Annotated in this window: 14 protein-coding genes; 11 read left to right on the top strand and 3 right to left on the bottom strand. The window is 71.4% G+C overall.

The genetic code is table 11. The features are described 5' to 3' along the window. The first annotated feature begins 100 nt into the window (after nucleotides 1-100). Together CLV43_RS28240 and CLV43_RS28235 are read left to right on the top strand one after the other, a co-directional pair. On the top strand, nucleotides 101-1,417 hold the full coding sequence (locus CLV43_RS28240; RefSeq protein ID WP_106190691.1) for a glycosyltransferase: 1,317 nt from the start codon (nucleotides 101-103) through the stop codon (nucleotides 1,415-1,417). A 264-nt stretch (nucleotides 1,418-1,681) separates the two neighbouring features. Next, entirely contained in the window at nucleotides 1,682-2,641 is a 960-nt protein-coding gene (locus tag CLV43_RS28235) for a glycoside hydrolase family 25 protein (RefSeq protein WP_106190689.1), read from the top strand. Nucleotides 2,642-2,731: 90 nt separating this feature from the next. On the opposite strand, the gene CLV43_RS28230 is transcribed toward CLV43_RS28235, so the two are convergent. After that, nucleotides 2,732-3,856 (bottom strand): trypsin-like serine protease, encoded by a 1,125-nt coding sequence (locus tag CLV43_RS28230; protein ID WP_106190687.1) that lies wholly within the window; start codon nucleotides 3,854-3,856, stop codon nucleotides 2,732-2,734. A 163-nt stretch (nucleotides 3,857-4,019) separates the two neighbouring features. Beyond that, nucleotides 4,020-4,349 carry a DUF6204 family protein gene (locus CLV43_RS28225; RefSeq protein ID WP_106190686.1) on the bottom strand — a complete coding sequence of 110 codons (330 nt, stop codon included), beginning with the start codon at nucleotides 4,347-4,349 and terminating at the stop codon, nucleotides 4,020-4,022. Nucleotides 4,350-4,568: 219 nt separating this feature from the next. Between CLV43_RS28225 and CLV43_RS28220 the strand changes: the two genes are divergently transcribed. Further along, entirely contained in the window at nucleotides 4,569-6,620 is a 2,052-nt protein-coding gene (locus CLV43_RS28220; RefSeq protein WP_106190684.1) for a tetratricopeptide repeat protein, read from the top strand. Between the two features lie 61 nt (nucleotides 6,621-6,681). Here the strand turns inward: CLV43_RS28220 and CLV43_RS28215 are convergent, their stop codons facing one another. Next, a complete protein-coding gene (locus CLV43_RS28215) occupies nucleotides 6,682-7,194 on the bottom strand; it encodes a hypothetical protein (protein WP_106190682.1) in 513 nt (170 codons plus the stop codon). Between the two features lie 74 nt (nucleotides 7,195-7,268). Here CLV43_RS28215 and CLV43_RS28210 point away from each other — a divergent pair, with 74 nt between their 5' ends. The 8 genes from CLV43_RS28210 (at nucleotide 7,269) to CLV43_RS28175 (ending at nucleotide 15,972) form a co-directional block, all read left to right on the top strand. Further along, the gene (locus CLV43_RS28210; RefSeq protein WP_106190680.1) at nucleotides 7,269-7,922 is read left to right on the top strand and encodes a hypothetical protein; all 654 of its coding nucleotides are present in this window, start codon (nucleotides 7,269-7,271) and stop codon (nucleotides 7,920-7,922) included. Between the two features lie 654 nt (nucleotides 7,923-8,576). Next, nucleotides 8,577-9,623, top strand: coding sequence for an NAD(P)/FAD-dependent oxidoreductase (locus tag CLV43_RS28205; RefSeq protein ID WP_106190679.1), 1,047 nt, complete (start codon nucleotides 8,577-8,579; stop codon nucleotides 9,621-9,623). Nucleotides 9,624-10,111: 488 nt separating this feature from the next. Then, the gene (locus CLV43_RS28200; protein WP_106191361.1) at nucleotides 10,112-11,443 is read left to right on the top strand and encodes a lysine N(6)-hydroxylase/L-ornithine N(5)-oxygenase family protein; all 1,332 of its coding nucleotides are present in this window, start codon (nucleotides 10,112-10,114) and stop codon (nucleotides 11,441-11,443) included. A gap of 19 nt (nucleotides 11,444-11,462) precedes the next feature. Further along, nucleotides 11,463-11,834 carry a cupin domain-containing protein gene (locus CLV43_RS28195; protein ID WP_211304600.1) on the top strand — a complete coding sequence of 124 codons (372 nt, stop codon included), beginning with the start codon at nucleotides 11,463-11,465 and terminating at the stop codon, nucleotides 11,832-11,834. Continuing rightward, complete coding sequence (locus CLV43_RS28190) at nucleotides 11,831-13,462, top strand: class I tRNA ligase family protein (RefSeq protein ID WP_106190677.1); 1,632 nt, start codon at nucleotides 11,831-11,833, stop codon at nucleotides 13,460-13,462. Before CLV43_RS28195 ends, CLV43_RS28190 begins: the two co-directional genes overlap by 4 nt. A 10-nt stretch (nucleotides 13,463-13,472) precedes the next feature. After that, nucleotides 13,473-14,717: an ATP-grasp domain-containing protein gene (locus CLV43_RS28185; protein ID WP_106190676.1), complete on the top strand. Its 1,245-nt coding sequence runs from the start codon at nucleotides 13,473-13,475 to the stop codon at nucleotides 14,715-14,717. 83 nt (nucleotides 14,718-14,800) lie between these two features. Then, on the top strand, nucleotides 14,801-15,643 hold the full coding sequence (gene ddaH / locus CLV43_RS28180) for a dimethylargininase (RefSeq protein WP_342749816.1): 843 nt from the start codon (nucleotides 14,801-14,803) through the stop codon (nucleotides 15,641-15,643). Then, complete coding sequence (locus CLV43_RS28175; protein WP_106190674.1) at nucleotides 15,640-15,972, top strand: avidin-fold protein; 333 nt, start codon at nucleotides 15,640-15,642, stop codon at nucleotides 15,970-15,972. Before ddaH ends, CLV43_RS28175 begins: the two co-directional genes overlap by 4 nt. The last annotated feature ends 340 nt before the right edge of the window (nucleotides 15,973-16,312 follow it).

The raw sequence follows: 16,312 nt of genomic DNA, 5'->3' as shown, positions 1-16,312 counted from the left end.
CTTCCGGATGTGTCCGCACGCACCACGTTCGAACCGGGGACCGCCTCTGGATCGAATTTGAATCGAATTGCTCCGCACGTCGAGGAAATGCGAGACGCCCGTGCCCCGTGTCGTGGTGGTCAGCCCGCCGTTCCGCTCGCACGCCCAGCCGCTGTCGGTGCTGGCCCGCTCGCTCGCCGAGCAGGGCGCGGACGTGATCTTCGCGTCCACGCCGGAGTTCGCCGACCTCGCCGCCGGGGTGGCGTTCACCCCGCTGCGGACCAGCGGAAACGCCAATACCGGCGTCGCGGAGACCACCGCCCAGGACGACGGCTCGACCCGCAGGCTCGCCGAGTTCCTCGACTCGACCCGTCGCGGCGCGGTCCCGGCGCTGCTCACCCAGACCTCGCACCGGCGGGCGGACATGCTGGCGGCGCCCGAGGACGTGCTCGCCGACCTCGCCGTCCTGCACGACCGGCTGCGCCCGGACTGGTACCTGGTCGACCAGCTCAACTACCCGGTCACGCTGGCGCTGCACACGCTCGGCCTGCCGTTCGCGTCGTTCTGCCCCGGCCACCCGACCTACCTGGTCACCCGCGACGACCAGCTGTTCGGCCTGCCCCAGCTGTGGCCGTCGGCGATCCGGCCCGCCGAGGCGGAGCTGGCGGCGCTGCGCGAGGCGACCGCGCTGACCGACGCCTCGTTCACCGCCCTGTTCGCCGACTTCGTGCGCCGCCACGGCATCGGGGTCGACCCGCCGCGGCGGGCGTTCGCCCTGACTTCGTCGCGCGCGGTGGTGCTGAACTACCCGCCGTTCCCGTGGCTGCCACCGTTGCCGGACGGCCCCGAGCGGGTGTTCCTCGGGCACTGCACCGAACCCGAGGCGCTCGACGACCGGTGGCTCGACCGGATCCGCGGTCGCCGGGTGGTCCTGGTCGCGCTGGGCACGTTCCTGTCCGCGCGCGACGACGTGCTCCGGGTGGCGGTCACCGGCGCGCTGCGCGTCCCCGACGTGACCGTGGTCGTCGCCGCGGGCGCCCGCGCGGCCGCGCTCGCCGACCTCGCCGACGACCCGCGGGTGGTGCTCGAACCCGTTGTGCCGCAACGGGCCTTGCTGCCGCACGTCGCCGCGGTGGTGCACCACGGCGGCAACAACAGCTTCACCGAGGCGCTGGTCGCCGGTGTGCCCGCGCTGGTGCTGCCGTTCTCCAGCGACCAGTTCTGCGTCGCCCACGACGTGGAGCGCTCGGGTGCCGGGGCGTGCCTCGACCCGAACGCGCTCACGCCCGCAGGCGTGGAGGCCGCGTTGCGGGACCTGCTCGGCCGGGACCAGGCGGGAATGGCGGCGTTGCGGGACGGTGTTCGTGCGGCCGGACCAGACCGCGGGGCGGCCGCACTACTGCGGTCGATGCAACACGCTCACCCGAATGGCCGCTGAACCGGGGCGCGCTCACGGCCGTAGGTAGGGGAGTGTGCGCGTTTTGTCCGGTAGACCGGTCGTTCCGGTTCGAACCGGCGCCCAGGTGGGTAACCCCTCGACCGTGCAGGGACCAGATGAACTCCAGCGCGTCCGGGTGCGGCCCGCGACCTGCGGGCGGTGCGGGCTGACCTGGTCCGATCCGCCGGAGGGTCCGTGTCTGCCCGGCTCTCGGCACGCCCCCTCTCCCCTCTCCCCATGGCCGTCCAGAAGACGAGGTGAACAATGGCCGATGCCGTAGAGCACTTGATCGACATCTCGGTCTACAACTCCGTGAACGACTGGAACGCCGTGCGCGCCGACGGGATCGTCGGCGCGAGCATCAAAGTGAGCCAGCAGGTCAACTACCTCAACCCGTCCTGCGGCGCGCAGGTCGCGGGTGCCCGCGCGGCGGGCGTCGCCCCCGGTGGGTACCACTTCGGCGACCCCCGCGTGGACGCCGCGCAGCAGGCCCGGTTCTTCGTCGACAACGCCCGGCAGCACGGCCTGTTCGACGACGACGCGCTGGCGCCGATGTACGACGCGGAGAACTGGGAGGGCGGCGGCCTCGTCTGGCCGTCCCCGCAGGTCCTCAACAGCCACATCGCCGAGCACATCCGGGTGGTGCGCCAGGAGACGGGTGTGGCCAGGCACCTCGTGTACGGCTCGCTGTCGTGGTGGCAGAGCCGGTGGATCGACCCGGACGTGTGGGCCGACGAGGACGTGCTGCTCTGGGTCGCCGTGTACAACGGGCAACCGGGTTACCTGCAGGGCTGGTCGCACCCGAACGACGCGCTGCACCAGCACACCTCGGACGGGATCGTCGCGGGGATACCGGGACGGGTGGACAAGAACGTCACGCTCAGGGGCCGTCGGATCGGCGACCTCGTCAACGGAGGGAACGACATGCAGTTGAGCGACCGGATGCTGAACGCCTGGGGCGGGACTCCGACGATGGAGGAGGTCTTCCGCTACATCGACCTCCGCTCCACCGAGGCCGCCCAGGCCGCCGCCGCCGCGAACGCGAAGCTCGACGCCCTGCTCGGGCGCGACGTGGGCACGTTCGCCGAGGCGGATCTGGCGCAGGAACTGCTGACGCAGAGCCTCACCGGCAAGCTGGACACCCTTCCGGACGACCAGTTCGACGCGCTGGTGAAAGCCGTCGCCGCCGACCAGGAGCGCCGCGCGCGCACCCGGTCCGCGTGATGTCGTCCGTGACACCGGCGCACGGGCCGTAGCCGGGACCAGGGGCCCTGCTTCCCTTGCGGGAGCGGGGCCCCTGGTCCGCTTGGAGGTCTACAGCGGGATGTAGACGCCGAAGTCGCGGTTCGCGGTGCGGAAGTCCTGGAACCCGATGCGCGACCCGGCGGTGCGCGTCACCGTGCCCTTGGCGATCACGCCACCGGCCGAGGACGGGCCGTAGACGGGGCCGCCGCTGTCACCGGGCCGCGCGGCGGGCTGGCCGTTCTGCTGCTCGCCCTCCACGAGGTCCTCGCGGTCGGCGTAGAAGAACAGCACCTTGATGTTGCACACCGGGTTCCCGGTCTCCCGAGCACTGGTCACCCCGGACTGGCACAGGAACTCGCCGGTGTAGACGTCGCCCCAGCCGCGCACGATCTCGGTGGAGTTGCTGTCGCCACCGCCCACGTACTGCTGGTTCACCACGTTGCCGGTGGGGATCAGCATGATGTCGTGGTCGGACTGCTCCGCGCTGACGTTGCCGATGAATTCGCCCTGCGGGTCGGTCACCCGGTTGCCGGGGTTGCCGCAGTGCGCCGCGGTCAGCAGGAACCGCGCGTTGTCACCGTTGCGGACCGAGAAGCCCGAGGTGCACGCCGCGGAGTTGTTCAGCACGATCGTCGCGCCGCCCTTCCACGGCGGACCGTCGTTCTGCCGCGACACCGGTACCAGCGGCTCCTCGTTCACCACCTCCACCGGCACGTCCACGCCGAGGCCCGCCGTGAACGACCTCGCGTCGCTCTGCGGGTAGACGCCCAGCACGAGCCTGCTGCCGTCCGCCGGGATCTTGACCGCGTGCACCGGCGACCCGAGCGCCCTGCGCGCCTCGACGGTCTTGGCCGCCTCCCGCAGCTCGGCGTTCGAGTGCGCGGCCTGGGAGATGTGCACCGGCGCCACCTTGGAAGCGCTTGCCACGGCGTCGGTGACGGCGGCGGGCACGTCGCCCTTCCACCAGAGCTCGACGTTCGACTCCTCCAGCACGATCCCGGCGAAGCCCGCCGGTCCGTCGCGGTCGACGACGGCTTGGATGACGTCCGCCGCCTTGATCAGGGGTTGCTGCGCGAGCATCTTCGCCTGCACCGGGTCGGGCGCGGGTTGCGCGGCCACCACCGGGGACTGCACCAGTGCGGTGGCCAACACCGCTGTTCCCAGTGCGGCCCAACACTTCTGTGCTGTGTTCACGGTCGGATCTCCTCGGCTTCGTCCTCCTTGACGTGGCAGCGGAACCCTGAGCGTATGGTCCAGACCTGTTACGTGTCATCGACACAACCGGACAAAAAGCATCAGGAACCGACGGTCCGTCGTTACTCCTGAACCGCCTCGGTGGTGGGGTCGGACGCCGGACCTACCGGCGCTGCCGGATCTTCACCAGGTCCACGTCCGTGACGGTGGCCCGCAGCTCCCGGTAGTCCACCCCGAGCCCGTCGACCGCCCGCCCTGCCATCGCCAGCCCGCGGTCGCGCACGGCCCGTTCGTCGTCGCGCACCTCGGCCCGGAACTGCACCCGGTAGCTGAAGAAGTCCAACGTCCGGTCGTACGCGAGCGCGCCGTCCTCGCTGAAGCCGTTCGTGAGCAGGCTGTGCCGGTCCACCTCGGCCAGCAGGCGCTCGCGTCCGGCGTCGTCCAGGTCGGTGAAGCGTCCCCGGACCAGAACCCGGTACGTGTGCTCGGTCATGCGCTCTCCTCGGTGCGGTGCTCGTCGGATCCTCTCCCGCGCGGGCGTCCGGCGCGAACGATTTCCGCGCGGGCAGACCCATCGGTCCGCCCTATGGTCGCAATGGGAATTCGCGCGGTGAGACGCCCACCCTCCGCTCGCGGGTGCTGCGGGTCGTCCCGATCGCGTAGTTTTCCCCGCATCGCGACTCGGCGGCTCGTTCACGAGAGGACCCGTTCCATGACCGACCGCCACCTCTGGATCAGGGCCGACCGCCTGGCCGACCGCCTCCGGGCACGGGCGCGGCTCGACCTCCCACCGGTCCTCGCCGCCGTGGACGCCCACCGCGGCCTGCGCGGCCCCTACACCGCCGCGGGCGCGCTGGTCCGGACCGTCGCCGCCGACGCGTTCGCGCGGTGCCCCGAGCTGGCCGCCCGGCACAACGTCGAGCTGGCCAGCGTCGCGCCCGAGCTGGTGGCCACCGTGCCCGCGGCCTGGCAGACCCTGGAGTGGACGGTGTGCGAAGGGGAGCGCACGCGGTACTACTCCGGCCTGCACACCCTGAACATCGCCAACGGACTGGCCGACTTCCTGCGCAGCTACCTCGGCGCGCACGACGACGGGCCGAGGACGCTGGTGGTCGAGAACGTGCACGAGGCCGACCCGACCGACGTCGAGCTGCTCACGGTGTTGTTGCGCCGCAACGACATCCCGCAGCTGCGCCTCGTGCTGGGCGCGGCGGCCGGGATCGCGGGACCGTTGAGCGCCGCTCTCGCCGCACGGGCCGGGGTCGTGGACGTCCCGACCTCGGCCCTGCCCGGTACGGGAGGCGACGCGCGGGCGTTCGTCGACAGCGACGGCACGAGCGACGACCCGGCCGACCGGGCGGCCTACGACCGGCTGCCGCGGCCCGAACGCGAGGCGCTGCACGACATCCGGTGCGCGGAGCTGCACGCGCTGGGGGAGCAGTCCTTGGCGTTGGGCGCGATCGTGCACCACGCGGAGCGCGGCTCCCGGCCGCGGGTCGCGGGGGTGCGGGCGATCGAGCACGCCATGGGCCACTGCCGCAAGGTCGGCCTGCACCACGCCGCCGCGGACCTCGGCGCGCGCGGCCGGGCGCTGGTGGACCAGGGCGACCGACCCGCGCTGTGGTGGTACTTCACCGAGGGCGTGGCCGCGTCGCTGACGGCGGTCGGGCGGTTCGACGAGGCCGCCGCCGTGTACGAGGACGCCCGTGCCACGTCGGCGGACCCCGAGGTGCACCTCATGTGCGCGTACGGGATCGCGATGCTGCACGTGGACCACCTCTCCCCGCACCGGCGGGACCTCCGCGCGGCCAGGGCGTGGCTGAACCTCGCCTCCGTGCTCGCCACGCGGCTACCCGACCCGAGGACCCGGCTGTCCCGCACGGTGTCCGGCCGCAACGGCCTGGCGCTGCTGGAGCTGCACGAGGGCAGGCCCGAGGAGGCGGTGCGGCTGTTGGACGACTGCCTCGCCGTGCTGGACGGCGAGCTGGAGGACCACCCGCTGCACCGCCTGCTGTTGCGGCACGACCGCGCGCGGGCCTTGGCCGCCGCGGGCAGGCTCGAGGACGCGTTGGCCGACCACCTCGCCGTGGTCGCCCTCGACCCCGGTTCCGCAGAGCACCACTTCCACGTCGGCACCGCGCTGCGCGCGCTGGGGCGTGACGAGGAGGCGCTCGCCGCGTTCGGACGGGTGCTGCCGCTCTCGCCGCCGTTCCCCGGGGCGCACCACCACATCGGTGACACCCTGATGCGGCTCGGCGACCCGGCGCGGGCGCTGGCGGCGTTCGAACGCGCGCTGGTGCTGGACCCCGGTCACGTCGGCGCTCTCGTCGGCCGGGCCGGCTTGCGCTGCTCCCTCGGCGACGCGGCGGGAGCGTGGTCCGACGTGACGACCGGCCTCGCGCTCGCGCCGGACGACGCGCACCTGTTGTGCCTCAAGGCGAAGCTCCTCGCGGAACGCGGTGAGACCGAGGAGGCGGGTCGGGTGGCGACCGGTGTGCTGGAGCTCGACCCCGACCTCGCGGAGGCGTGGGCGCTGCGCGGGCGGCTCCGCTTCGAGGGCGGGGACGTGCGGGGCGCGCTGGCGGACCTCGACCGCGCGGTGGCGCTCGGCGACCGGCCGGAGCTGCGCTACCACCGCGCGGTGGCCTACGAGGAGGCGGGCCGCTACGGCGAGGCCGCGGCCGACTACCGGCTGGTGCTCGCCGTGTCCGACGACGCGGACACCCGTGCGAGGCTGGACTTCTGCCTGCGTTCGGCGGGGTGAGCCCGCCGGGGTGCGCCGCCCGGCCGGCGGCGCACCCCGCGTCCGTCCACGGTGGACGGACTCAGACGGTGCCGGTGAACCGGTCGTCGAGGTAGGCGGCCAGCGCGGCCTCGTCGCGCGCGGAGTAGAGGAAACGGCTCCACCGCTGCTGCTCGTGCATCACGATGCCCATCTCCCACACGCAGTTGATCGACCGGTGGGGGCCGTCGGTGAAGCGGGCGAGCGGCGCGTCGCCGTCCTTGTAGTACAGCGTCTGCCACATCTCGTTGTTGTTGCGCCAGCTGCTCACGATGAGGAAGTAGAACGACTCGCCGCACAGGTGGTGGATCACGAAGCCGATGTCGTCGGCGACGGCCAGGCCGCCGGAGGCGACCTCGTCGAGCAGGAACGCGTGGGCCTGCTCGCGCGTCGCGTCGGGGATCACGGCTTCGGCTTCCCGCACCTCGTACCACTTCAGGTGGCCCACGGGAAGCACGAGGTCGGACGCGGGGAGCGCGAGCGCTTCCTTGGGGTAGTGCCGGTAGTCGGCCTGCACGCTGGTGTTGGCCGTCGGGTTCGCGGGGATCGTGGTCACGCCACCGATCCTAATCGGCCCGACGTCGGCCCGGAGGTGTTCGGGCACAACGGAAAGCGGCTACTGTCCCGGCTGTGAAGCCGAACCTCGCCGCGTTGCGCGCCGCCGTGCTGGAGTTCGGCGGCTACGCGGGCCCCGACAGGTCGTGGACGGAGCTGGCGCTCGCCACGGCGCCCGCGGCCGACCTCGCCCTCCAGGCCCACCGCCGTGCCCTGCACCGGTGGCTGAACGCCTGGGGCTGCCGCATCCGCTACCCGCGCGAAGGCGAGCCGGAGGTGTTCGACCAGGGCGTGGCGGGCTGGTGGGAGCGGTGGCGCGCCGAGCTGCCCGCCCACGACACGTGGATGGCCGACCTGACCGACGAGCAGGTCGAGGTGATGGGCGAGTGCTTCGCCGACCTCGCCTCGGTGCCCGCCGCGCAGACCAGGAGCGTCCGCGGCCTGGGGTCCACGGCGGCCTCCAAGATGCTGTTCGCCTTGCGCCCCAACACGGTCATGCCGTGGGACGAGATGATCGCGCTGAGGCTGCACGGCGCGCGCGACGGTGCCGCTTACACCCGCCACCTGGTGCTGGGCCGGGCGTGGGCGCGGGACCTGCTGGCCGAGGCCGGGATCGACGAGCCCGCGCTGGCGCGGGAGCTGGGCAGGCCGGGTCGTTCGCTGGCGAAGATGATCGACGAGTACTGCTACCTCGTGGTCACGCGTGACGGGGCGGTCACCGTGGGCTAAGCGGCCGGTTGGCGGCTGTCCGGGATCGCGGGGCGGGGATACGGTCTCCCGGGCTCGCGACTCCGACCGCCCCCGGAGCCGTGCCCTGCCGGTGCCCTCGCGGGCCCGTGCGGATCGGAGTCGGATTCCCCTTGGACGCGGTGCCGGTCGGCGCCGCGTCCCGCAGGCGTGCCCGGAAAACGTGAACCTCCGGTTCCCATTCCTGTCCCGCCTTCCCGTGGGGTGGGACACCGGAAATGCTCCTTGCGCCGGGGAACGACCCTCGGTCAATCTGCTCCGGTTCCTCGTCGATTCGCGGAACGAGGGCCTGTACCACTCCTCGTGCGGAAATCCGCATACCTGGCAGACCTGTGCGCCCGAGGTGTATCCGGAGTCGGCCGTCTTCCTCCTACCAGGGGTGATAGGCGTACCGGCGGTCGAGCGGTTCGGTTCCGAATGCACCTGATCGGCCTCATCAGGCTTCCGGATGGCACGAAGAAGAATATGGATAATGAGTCGTTGACTTGGTCGTTGCTGCGCATACGATCCGGGTAACAACCTGTAGGGAGTTTCGGGGATGTACCACTCGTCTCATGTCGAAGATGTCCGTTTGCGCCATTTACCCGCTCCTCGGTGTCCGATTTTTCCGACCCCGCCGGTCGGAGGGGTCAGCACGTGAGGATCGCGGTGGTCGGCGGGGGTGTCGCGGGCAGCCTCCTCGCCTGGCGGCTGCGCGAGCAGTCCCCCGACGTGCTGGTGGACGTCCTGGTCGGGGATCCGTCCACACCGGACGCCTCGGGGGCGTCCGGTGGCCTGGTGCGGGCGTTCGAGACCGCGCCGGACGCGTGCCGGATCGCGGCGGAGAGCCTGGCGGAGGTCAGGGGCAGCCCGATGCTGCGGGAGTGGACCGGCTACCGCGAGGTGGGTGCGGTCTACCTGCTGCCGGAAGGCGTGGACCCGAGCGCGTCCCTGCGCGAGGTCGACGACGTCCTGCCGGGGTCGGCGCGGGTCGGGACCGCGGCGCGGTTGGCCGAGGACTTCGGCTTCCGCGGCCTGGCACCCGACGCGATCGGCGTCGTCGAGCGGTGCGCGGGCTACATCTCACCCGCGTTGCTGCGCGCCCACGCGCTGGTGTGGTTGGCGCACAACGGGTGTGAGGTCCGCCGGACGGTCGTGTCGGAGGTGACGCCGGAGGGCGGCCTGCGACTGGCCGACGGCACCGAGCACGAGTACGACGTGGTCGTCGTCGCGGCGGGGGCGTGGACACCCGCGCTCGTCCCGCACGGCAGGACCTTGCGCACCAAGCAGATCCAGTACGGCGTGTACCGGATGCGCGTGCCGGGGCTCGGCGCGTTCGTGGACGAGCCGACCGGCCTCTACGGGCGGCCGCACGGCGAGGGCACGTTCCTGCTGGGGCTCGGCTGCGACCGCTGGGACGTCGACCCCGCCGCGGTGCGACCGGACGCGGCGCTGGCCGACCGCGTCGTGAGCAGTGCCCGCGCCCGCTTCGGCGTGGACGTCCGGCACAGCTCGCCCCGCGAGGTGGTCGCGTCCTTCGACTGCTACCGCGAACCCTCGGGGCTCGCGCTGCTGCCGATCCCTGGCTCGTCGTCGGTGTTCACCTTCACCGGGGGCAGCGGGGGAGCGGCCAAGACCGTGGTCGGCGTCAGCAGGCACGCCGCGCGGATGCTGGTGCGCGGACTGGCCGGGGTCGCGGGCTGACCCCGTTTCCCCGTAAGCGCGTCCGCGGATGTGAGCACGCGGTGCGCCCATGGTCATGTGGATTTCCGGAGTAGTGGGTTCGGCGCATTCCGCTGTGCGCTGCTCTGCGGGTCCTGTGGTTGTTTTCCGGATGATGACCGACGCTGTGTCGCCGTGAGGAGGCGTATCAGGGCTGCGCTGTGAAAGGGGATTCGATTCCGGCCGGGGCGGTCGGAAACGGCGGCTCGTCGTCCCTCGTAGATGCAGGTCAAACGGCATGCGGCAGCTCCGGGGGCGGAGGTGTCGCCCATTTCGGGAACCCGTGATCGCGACGGGTGTGGTTTTCGGTGAATGGCTCCATGCGATTCACCTATTGGGTAGAAGTAGGTGGATCCATTTCCTGGTCCACCGGTGCTCCGGTCGATTAGCGTCCGCACGGCGCCGCAGGACATCCACGACGGCACCGCACCAGAGGTGTGTCGTCACCACCACGAGTTTGGGAGAGTGTGTTGGACCACCAAGAAGTAGAGCTGCTGGCCATCGGCGCGGGGCCCGCGAACCTGGCCCTCGCCGTCGCGCTGGAGGAGCTGGCGCCCGACGAGCTCTCCACCAGGACGCTCATCGTCGAGCAGTACGACGACGTGGCGTGGCAGCGCGGGATGCTCCTGCCGTGGTCGCAGAGCCAGGTGTCCTTCCTCAAGGACCTGGTGACCCTGCGCAACCCGCGCAGCAGGTACTCGTTCGTGAACTACCTGCACTCCATCGACCGGCTCGACGAGTTCATCAACCTGGGCAGCGCGACGCCCTACCGGCTCGAGATCTCCGACTACCTGCAGTGGGTGGCGCGGTCGTTGACGAAGGTCCGCGTCGAGCACGGCCGCCGCGTGGTGGCGATCGAGCCCAGCGGCGTCGTCGCGGGTGAGGTCACCGAATGGCTCGTGCGCTTCTCGAACGGTGGCACCGTCCGTTGCCGCGACCTCGTCATCGGCGCGGGCCGCGACCCGTTCGTGCCGGAGGAGTTCGCCGCGATCCCGCGCGAGAAGGTCGTCCACAGCACGGAGTTCTCCTCGCGGACCGCGGAGATGGACCCGGCGGCGGCGCACCGGATCGTCGTGGTCGGCGGCGCGCAGAGCGCGGCGGAGATGCTGTGGTCCTCGCACCAGGGCTTCCCGAACTCGCAGTGCACCATAGTGATGCGCTCGATCGGCCTGAACGGCTACGAGAGCAGCAAGTTCACCAACGAGCTCTTCTACCCGTCCTTCGTGGACAAGTTCAACTCGGCCCGCCCCGAGGCGCGCGAGCAGCTGCTGCGGGAGATGCACCGCACCAACTACTCCGGCCTCGCCCCGGCGATGCTCGACAACCTTTACCGCACGATGTACCTGGAGAAGCTGACCGGCGCCGAGCGGCTGTCGATGATCACCATGGCGGAGATCTCGGCCGCGCGGATGGACGGCGACGAGGTCGTGCTCACGCTGACCGACCGCAAGACGGCGCTGCAGGAGGAGATCCGCTGCGACGTCGTCATGCTCGGCACCGGCTTCGCCAAGGAGATGCCGAGGATGACCCGCAACCTCGCGGCCTCCGTCGGCGTGGACAACTTCTCCGTCGACCGCAACTACCGCATGACCCTGCCGCCCACCGTCAGCGCGGGCGTCTACCTGCAGGGCGTGAACGAGGCCACGCACGGGATCGCCGACTCCCTGATCAGCGTGCTGGCGATCCGCTCCGGCGAGATCGTCGCCGACCTGCTGGCGCACCGCCGGACGCCGCTCGCGGAGTCGTCGGTGCTGCCGCGCCAGTCCACCGAGGCCCTCGCGGGCGTCACCACCGCCCTCTGACCGGGAGACGAGAAGACCGATGATGGAGATCCGCAAGCTCGACCGCGAGAACCTCAAGCCCGACAACGGGCTCAACGCGCAGCGGCTGATGCCGTGGGCCGCGGTGAACGCGCCGTTCGAGGGCTCGTGGTGCGTCGTCCCGCCCGGCAAGGAGTCCGGCGCGCACGGCCACCACGAGTACGAGATCTGGGTGGCCGTGTCCGGCGACGCCGAGATCGTCACCAACGCGGGCACGACCCCGTTCGCGGCGGGCGACGTCGTGCACTTCACCCCGCACGAGCGGCACCAGGTCGTGAACAACGGCGACGCCGACTTCCAGTTCTACGCCGTCTGGTGGGACGCCGAGCTGGCGGAGAAGTTCACCGCCCGCCACGAGGAGTCGGCGGTATGACGCCCCCGCCCCGTCCCGCGATCGTCATCGCGGCGACCCCGACGCCCAACGGCGACCTGCACGTCGGCCACATGGCCGGGCCCTACCTCGCCGGCGACGTGTACTCCCGCTACCTGAGGGCGACGGGCAGACCGGTGGTGTACACGACGTGCACCGACGACAGCCAGACCTACGTCGTCGCCACGGCGCACCGCCAGGGCATTACGCCGGAGGAGCTCGTCTCCCGTTCCACGGCGCAGATCGAGCGCTCGCTGGCGGCGATGGGCACGCTGATGGCCGGGCTGCCGCCCATCGACGACCGGTACCGCGGGACCGTGCTCGACTACGTGGCCGAGCTGCACGCCGCGGGCCGGTTCAAGCTGCGCACGGTCCGGCTGCCCTACGCGCGCAACGCGGGCGTCTTCCTGTTCGACGGGCTCGTCTCGGGCACCTGCCCGGTGTGCATGGCGGGCAGCTGCGGCGGTGCCTGCGAGACCTGCGGGCACCCCAACAACTTCGACGAGCTGCTGGACCCCAAGTACACGGTGGACCCGACGGACGTGGTCGTCTACCGCGAGCAGACCATCCTGGTGCTGGCCATGGAGGACTACCGCGAGCGGCTCACCGCGTACTACGCGTCGCGCACGCCGCGCTGGCGCCCGCACGCCAAGCAGCTGATCGGCGAGCTGCTCGCCCGCCCGCTGCCGGAGATCCCGGTGACCTTCCCCGGCACGTGGGGCATCGCGGCACCGTTCCCCGAGACGCCGGGGCAGGTCCTGTACCCGTGGATCGAGGCGATGCCCGCCTCCATCTACGCCACCTGGTGGGCCAACGCCCAGCAGGGCAAGGAGACGGCCGCGACCGACGAGGCGTGGCTCGCGGCCGGTGACGCGGAGCTGGTGTACTTCCACGGCTTCGACAACGTCTACCACTGGGGTCTGGTCGACCTGGTGATGCTGCTGGCCCACGGCGAGCGCTACACCACGCCGGACGCCAACGTGTGCAACGAGTTCTACGACCTCGACGGCGAGAAGTTCTCCACCAGCCGCAACCACCTCATCTGGAGCGCGGACCTGCTGGCGGAGGTCCCGCGCGACCTGGTCAGGTTCTTCCTGGCACTCACCGCCCCCGAGTACCAGCGGACCAACTTCAGCCGGGACGCCATGCACGGCGTCACGACGCGGCGACTGGTGGAGCCGTGGAACGCTCTGTCCGAGGCGCTGACGCTCGGCCTGGTGGCGCTGGACACCGCGGCGCCGCTGCCCACCACCGAGGTCGGACGGCGGCGGGCCGCGGCGATGCTGGAGCGCTTCCGGCTCTGCTACGAGCTGCCGAACTTCAGCCTCGGCCGTGCCGCGGAGACCGTGCTCACCCAGCTCGACCGGCTGCGCAGGTCGGCCGACTCGCTGGACCTGAGCGCCAACGGCAGCGCGCCGGTGCGGCCGGGCGACCTGCTGTTGGAGATCCGCACGCTGCTCTCCTGCGTCGCGCCGATCATGGTCGAGGTCACCGACGCGCTCGTCGCCGAGGGCGTCGACCTCCGCATCACCGGCGACCAGCCGCACGAGATCGCCCCCTTCCGGTTCCCCCGTCTGCCGAACACGGCGGACACCCCCGAGCGGACCCCCGCTCTCGACGGCGCGAGGTAGACGGCAGGCCATGAAACTGCTCACGATCGAGACCCGTCAGTACTTGAACTACTACACCTCCCGCTACGAGCAGGTGCGGGCGCTGGGCGTCGACCTGTTCGTGCTCAACGGCGAGGGCACCGAGGACTTCTGGCCCGCCGACCGCTACCGCCTGGTGGGCAACAGGAACCTCGACGAGCTGATCGCCGCGGCCAAGGAGTGGCACGCCACCGAGCACTTCGACGGCGTGCTCACCTTCTCCGAGGCCGCGGTCATCGCGGTCGCCGCCGTGGCGGAAGCCCTCGGCCTGCCGGGGATCGGCGTCGAGGCGGCGCTCAACAGCCGCAACAAGCTGCTGATGCGCCAGGCCCACGAGCGCGCGGCGGCACCGCACCCCGGTTTCCGCTACGCCACCGAGCTCCCGCAGGCGCTGGCCGCCGCCGAGGAGTTCGGCTACCCGGTCATCCTCAAGCCCACCATGGGCGCGGGCAGCAACTTCGTGTTCAAGTGCGACGACGCCGCCGAGCTGACCGAGCACTTCGCGCAGGCGATCGACGGCATCCGCGGGATGTTCTGGGCCAACTCGGAGGCCGACGGCATCGACCTCGGTCCGCAGGGCCTGCTCGTCGAGTCCTTCCTGGACGGTCGCGAGTACCTGATGGAAGCCGTTGCCTGGGACGACGAGGTCTACCTCGGCTCGGTGGTCGACCGGATCACCGCCGAGGGCGGCACGTTCGACGACGACGTGCACCACGCGCCGACGTCGATGAGCGCCGAGGACCTGGCCGCCGTGCACGCGGTGGTCAAGGCGGGCGCGCACGCGCAGGGCCTGCGGCGCAGCGCGATGCACGCCGAGGTCCGCTTCCACGAGGGCAAGCCCTACCTGCTGGAGATCGCGGCCAGGGTCGGCGGCGGCGGGCTCGACCTGATCGCCCGCACCACCGCCGACTACGACCCCATCGCGGCCGTCGTCGACATCGCGGCGGGTCGCAGGCCCGCCGTGCGGCACTTCGAGCCGACCGGCGTGCACGTCACCGCGATGTGCCTGATCTCCGAGGCGGGCGTGGTCGAGCACGTCGACGTGCCCGCGGAGGTGAGCGAGTCCGACCGGGTGTTCCTACTCAAGATCACCGCCCGACCCGGCGACACGATCCGCAGGCCCCCGGAGGGCAACACGATCCTCGGTTTCCTCGGCACCACCGGTACTTCCGAGCAGGACGCCTTCGCCAGGATGACCGACTTCGCCGCGAAGATCAAGGTCACGTTCGCCCCGTAGCGACGACTCCCCGACACCTCCGGCGCCGCGCCACCCGCGGCGCCGGGGGAGCGGTCCGACCAGTCCACCACGAGAGGACTCCCGTGCTGCCCCAGACATCGCCGAGACCGGTCCGCGTCGCCGGACCGCGCCGGTACCTGATGTGCCGACCGGAGCACTTCGACGTCACCTATTCCATCAACCCGTGGATGCGGCCCGACAAGCCCACCGACACCGCCATCGCCCTGGTGCAGTGGGAACGGCTGCGCGGCCTGTTCCTGGGGCTGGGCCACCGGGTCGACCTGGTCGACCCCGTGCCGGGCCTGCCGGACATGGTGTTCGCGGCCAACGGCGCGACCGTCGTCGACGGCCGGGTGCTCTCCGCCCGCTTCCGCCACGCCGAGCGGGCGCCCGAGGCACCCGCCTACCTGGAGTGGTTCCGCGCCAACGGGTTCCGCACCCGCGAGGCGGAGTTCGTCAACGAGGGCGAGGGCGACTACCTCGTCGTCGGCGACCGGATCCTGGCGGGCACCGGGTTCCGCACGGACCCCCGTTCGCACGCCGAGGCGGCCGCGTTCCTCGGCCGCGAGGTCGTCGCGCTGACCCTCGTCGACCCGCGCTTCTACCACCTCGACACCGCGTTGTCGGTGCTCGACGACGACGAGGTCATGTACTACCCGCCCGCGTTCTCCACGCAGAGCCAGGCGGTCCTGCTCGACCTGTACCCCGAAGCGGTGCTGGCCACCGACGCCGACGCCGAGGTGTTCGGCCTCAACACCGTGTCGGACGGCAGGCACGTGCTGCTCGCCCAGGAGGCCGCGCACCTGCACGACGTGCTCGCCGACCGCGGGTTCGTCCCGATCGGGGTCGACCTGTCCGAGCTCCTGAAGTCCGGTGGCAGCGCCAAGTGCTGCACGCTAGAGATCCGCGAGGAGAAGCAGAAGTGATCAACTACGACGGCAAGAGGTTCAGCCCGGTCGCCGACGGCGCCCCGGAGGAGTCCCGTGTCGCGGTCTACCGGCAGGAGGGCGACCTGCTGTGGGGCGAGTTCCTCGGCGGCAAGGCCCGCCGCGGCGCCCTCACCGGGACGTGCGCGCCCGACGGGAAGCTGGACTTCGCCTACTGCATGGTCCTCGACGACGGCGAGGTGGTCTCCGGGCACTGCGCCAGCACGCCGGTCGTCCTGGAGGACGGCCGCATCCGCCTGGACGAGGTGTGGGAGCGGTTCGGCAGCAACGGGAGCACCGGGATCTCGGTCATCGAGGAGATCCGCTGACGGTGGCCTGACGGCACGCGTCCTGGGCGCCGAAACCGTTCCGCCACCGGGAAGAACGGACCTTCCACACCTCTTCGCCACCGCGGGTCCGCGCCTCGGCGTCCCGACCACCGAGACCCGCACGATCACCATCCTGGTCGCCGTCGTCACCTCGTCGACGGCACCGCCCACCCTCCGCCACGCGGTCGGCAGGACCGCCGGGACGTCGGAGGAGCGGGACCGGGAGCAAGCCTTCAGCGCCTAGCTGTTGTGACTAGTGAGGTTGTGAACGGCGTGTCGAGTTGAACAAGCGAGGACCTCTGGGCGAAGTGGATGTGTCTGACGCATCCGATCCGCACAC

This window comes from Umezawaea tangerina, assembly GCF_003002815.1.
GTDB lineage: Bacteria > Actinomycetota > Actinomycetes > Mycobacteriales > Pseudonocardiaceae > Umezawaea > Umezawaea tangerina.
Note: the sequence above shows the minus strand (reverse complement) of the source record. Positions and strands in the feature narration are given on the sequence as shown.

What these genes read in the sequence shown, in the direction of transcription:
- CLV43_RS28225 (WP_106190686.1), bottom strand. Translation starts at nt 4,349, where the DNA reads ATGACCGAGCACACGTACCGGGTTCTGGTCCGGGGACGCTTCACCGAC.
- CLV43_RS28195 (WP_211304600.1), top strand. Translation starts at nt 11,463, where the DNA reads ATGATGGAGATCCGCAAGCTCGACCGCGAGAACCTCAAGCCCGACAAC.
- CLV43_RS28235 (WP_106190689.1), top strand. Translation starts at nt 1,682, where the DNA reads ATGGCCGATGCCGTAGAGCACTTGATCGACATCTCGGTCTACAACTCC.
- CLV43_RS28185 (WP_106190676.1), top strand. Translation starts at nt 13,473, where the DNA reads ATGAAACTGCTCACGATCGAGACCCGTCAGTACTTGAACTACTACACC.
- CLV43_RS28220 (WP_106190684.1), top strand. Translation starts at nt 4,569, where the DNA reads ATGACCGACCGCCACCTCTGGATCAGGGCCGACCGCCTGGCCGACCGC.
- CLV43_RS28190 (WP_106190677.1), top strand. Translation starts at nt 11,831, where the DNA reads ATGACGCCCCCGCCCCGTCCCGCGATCGTCATCGCGGCGACCCCGACG.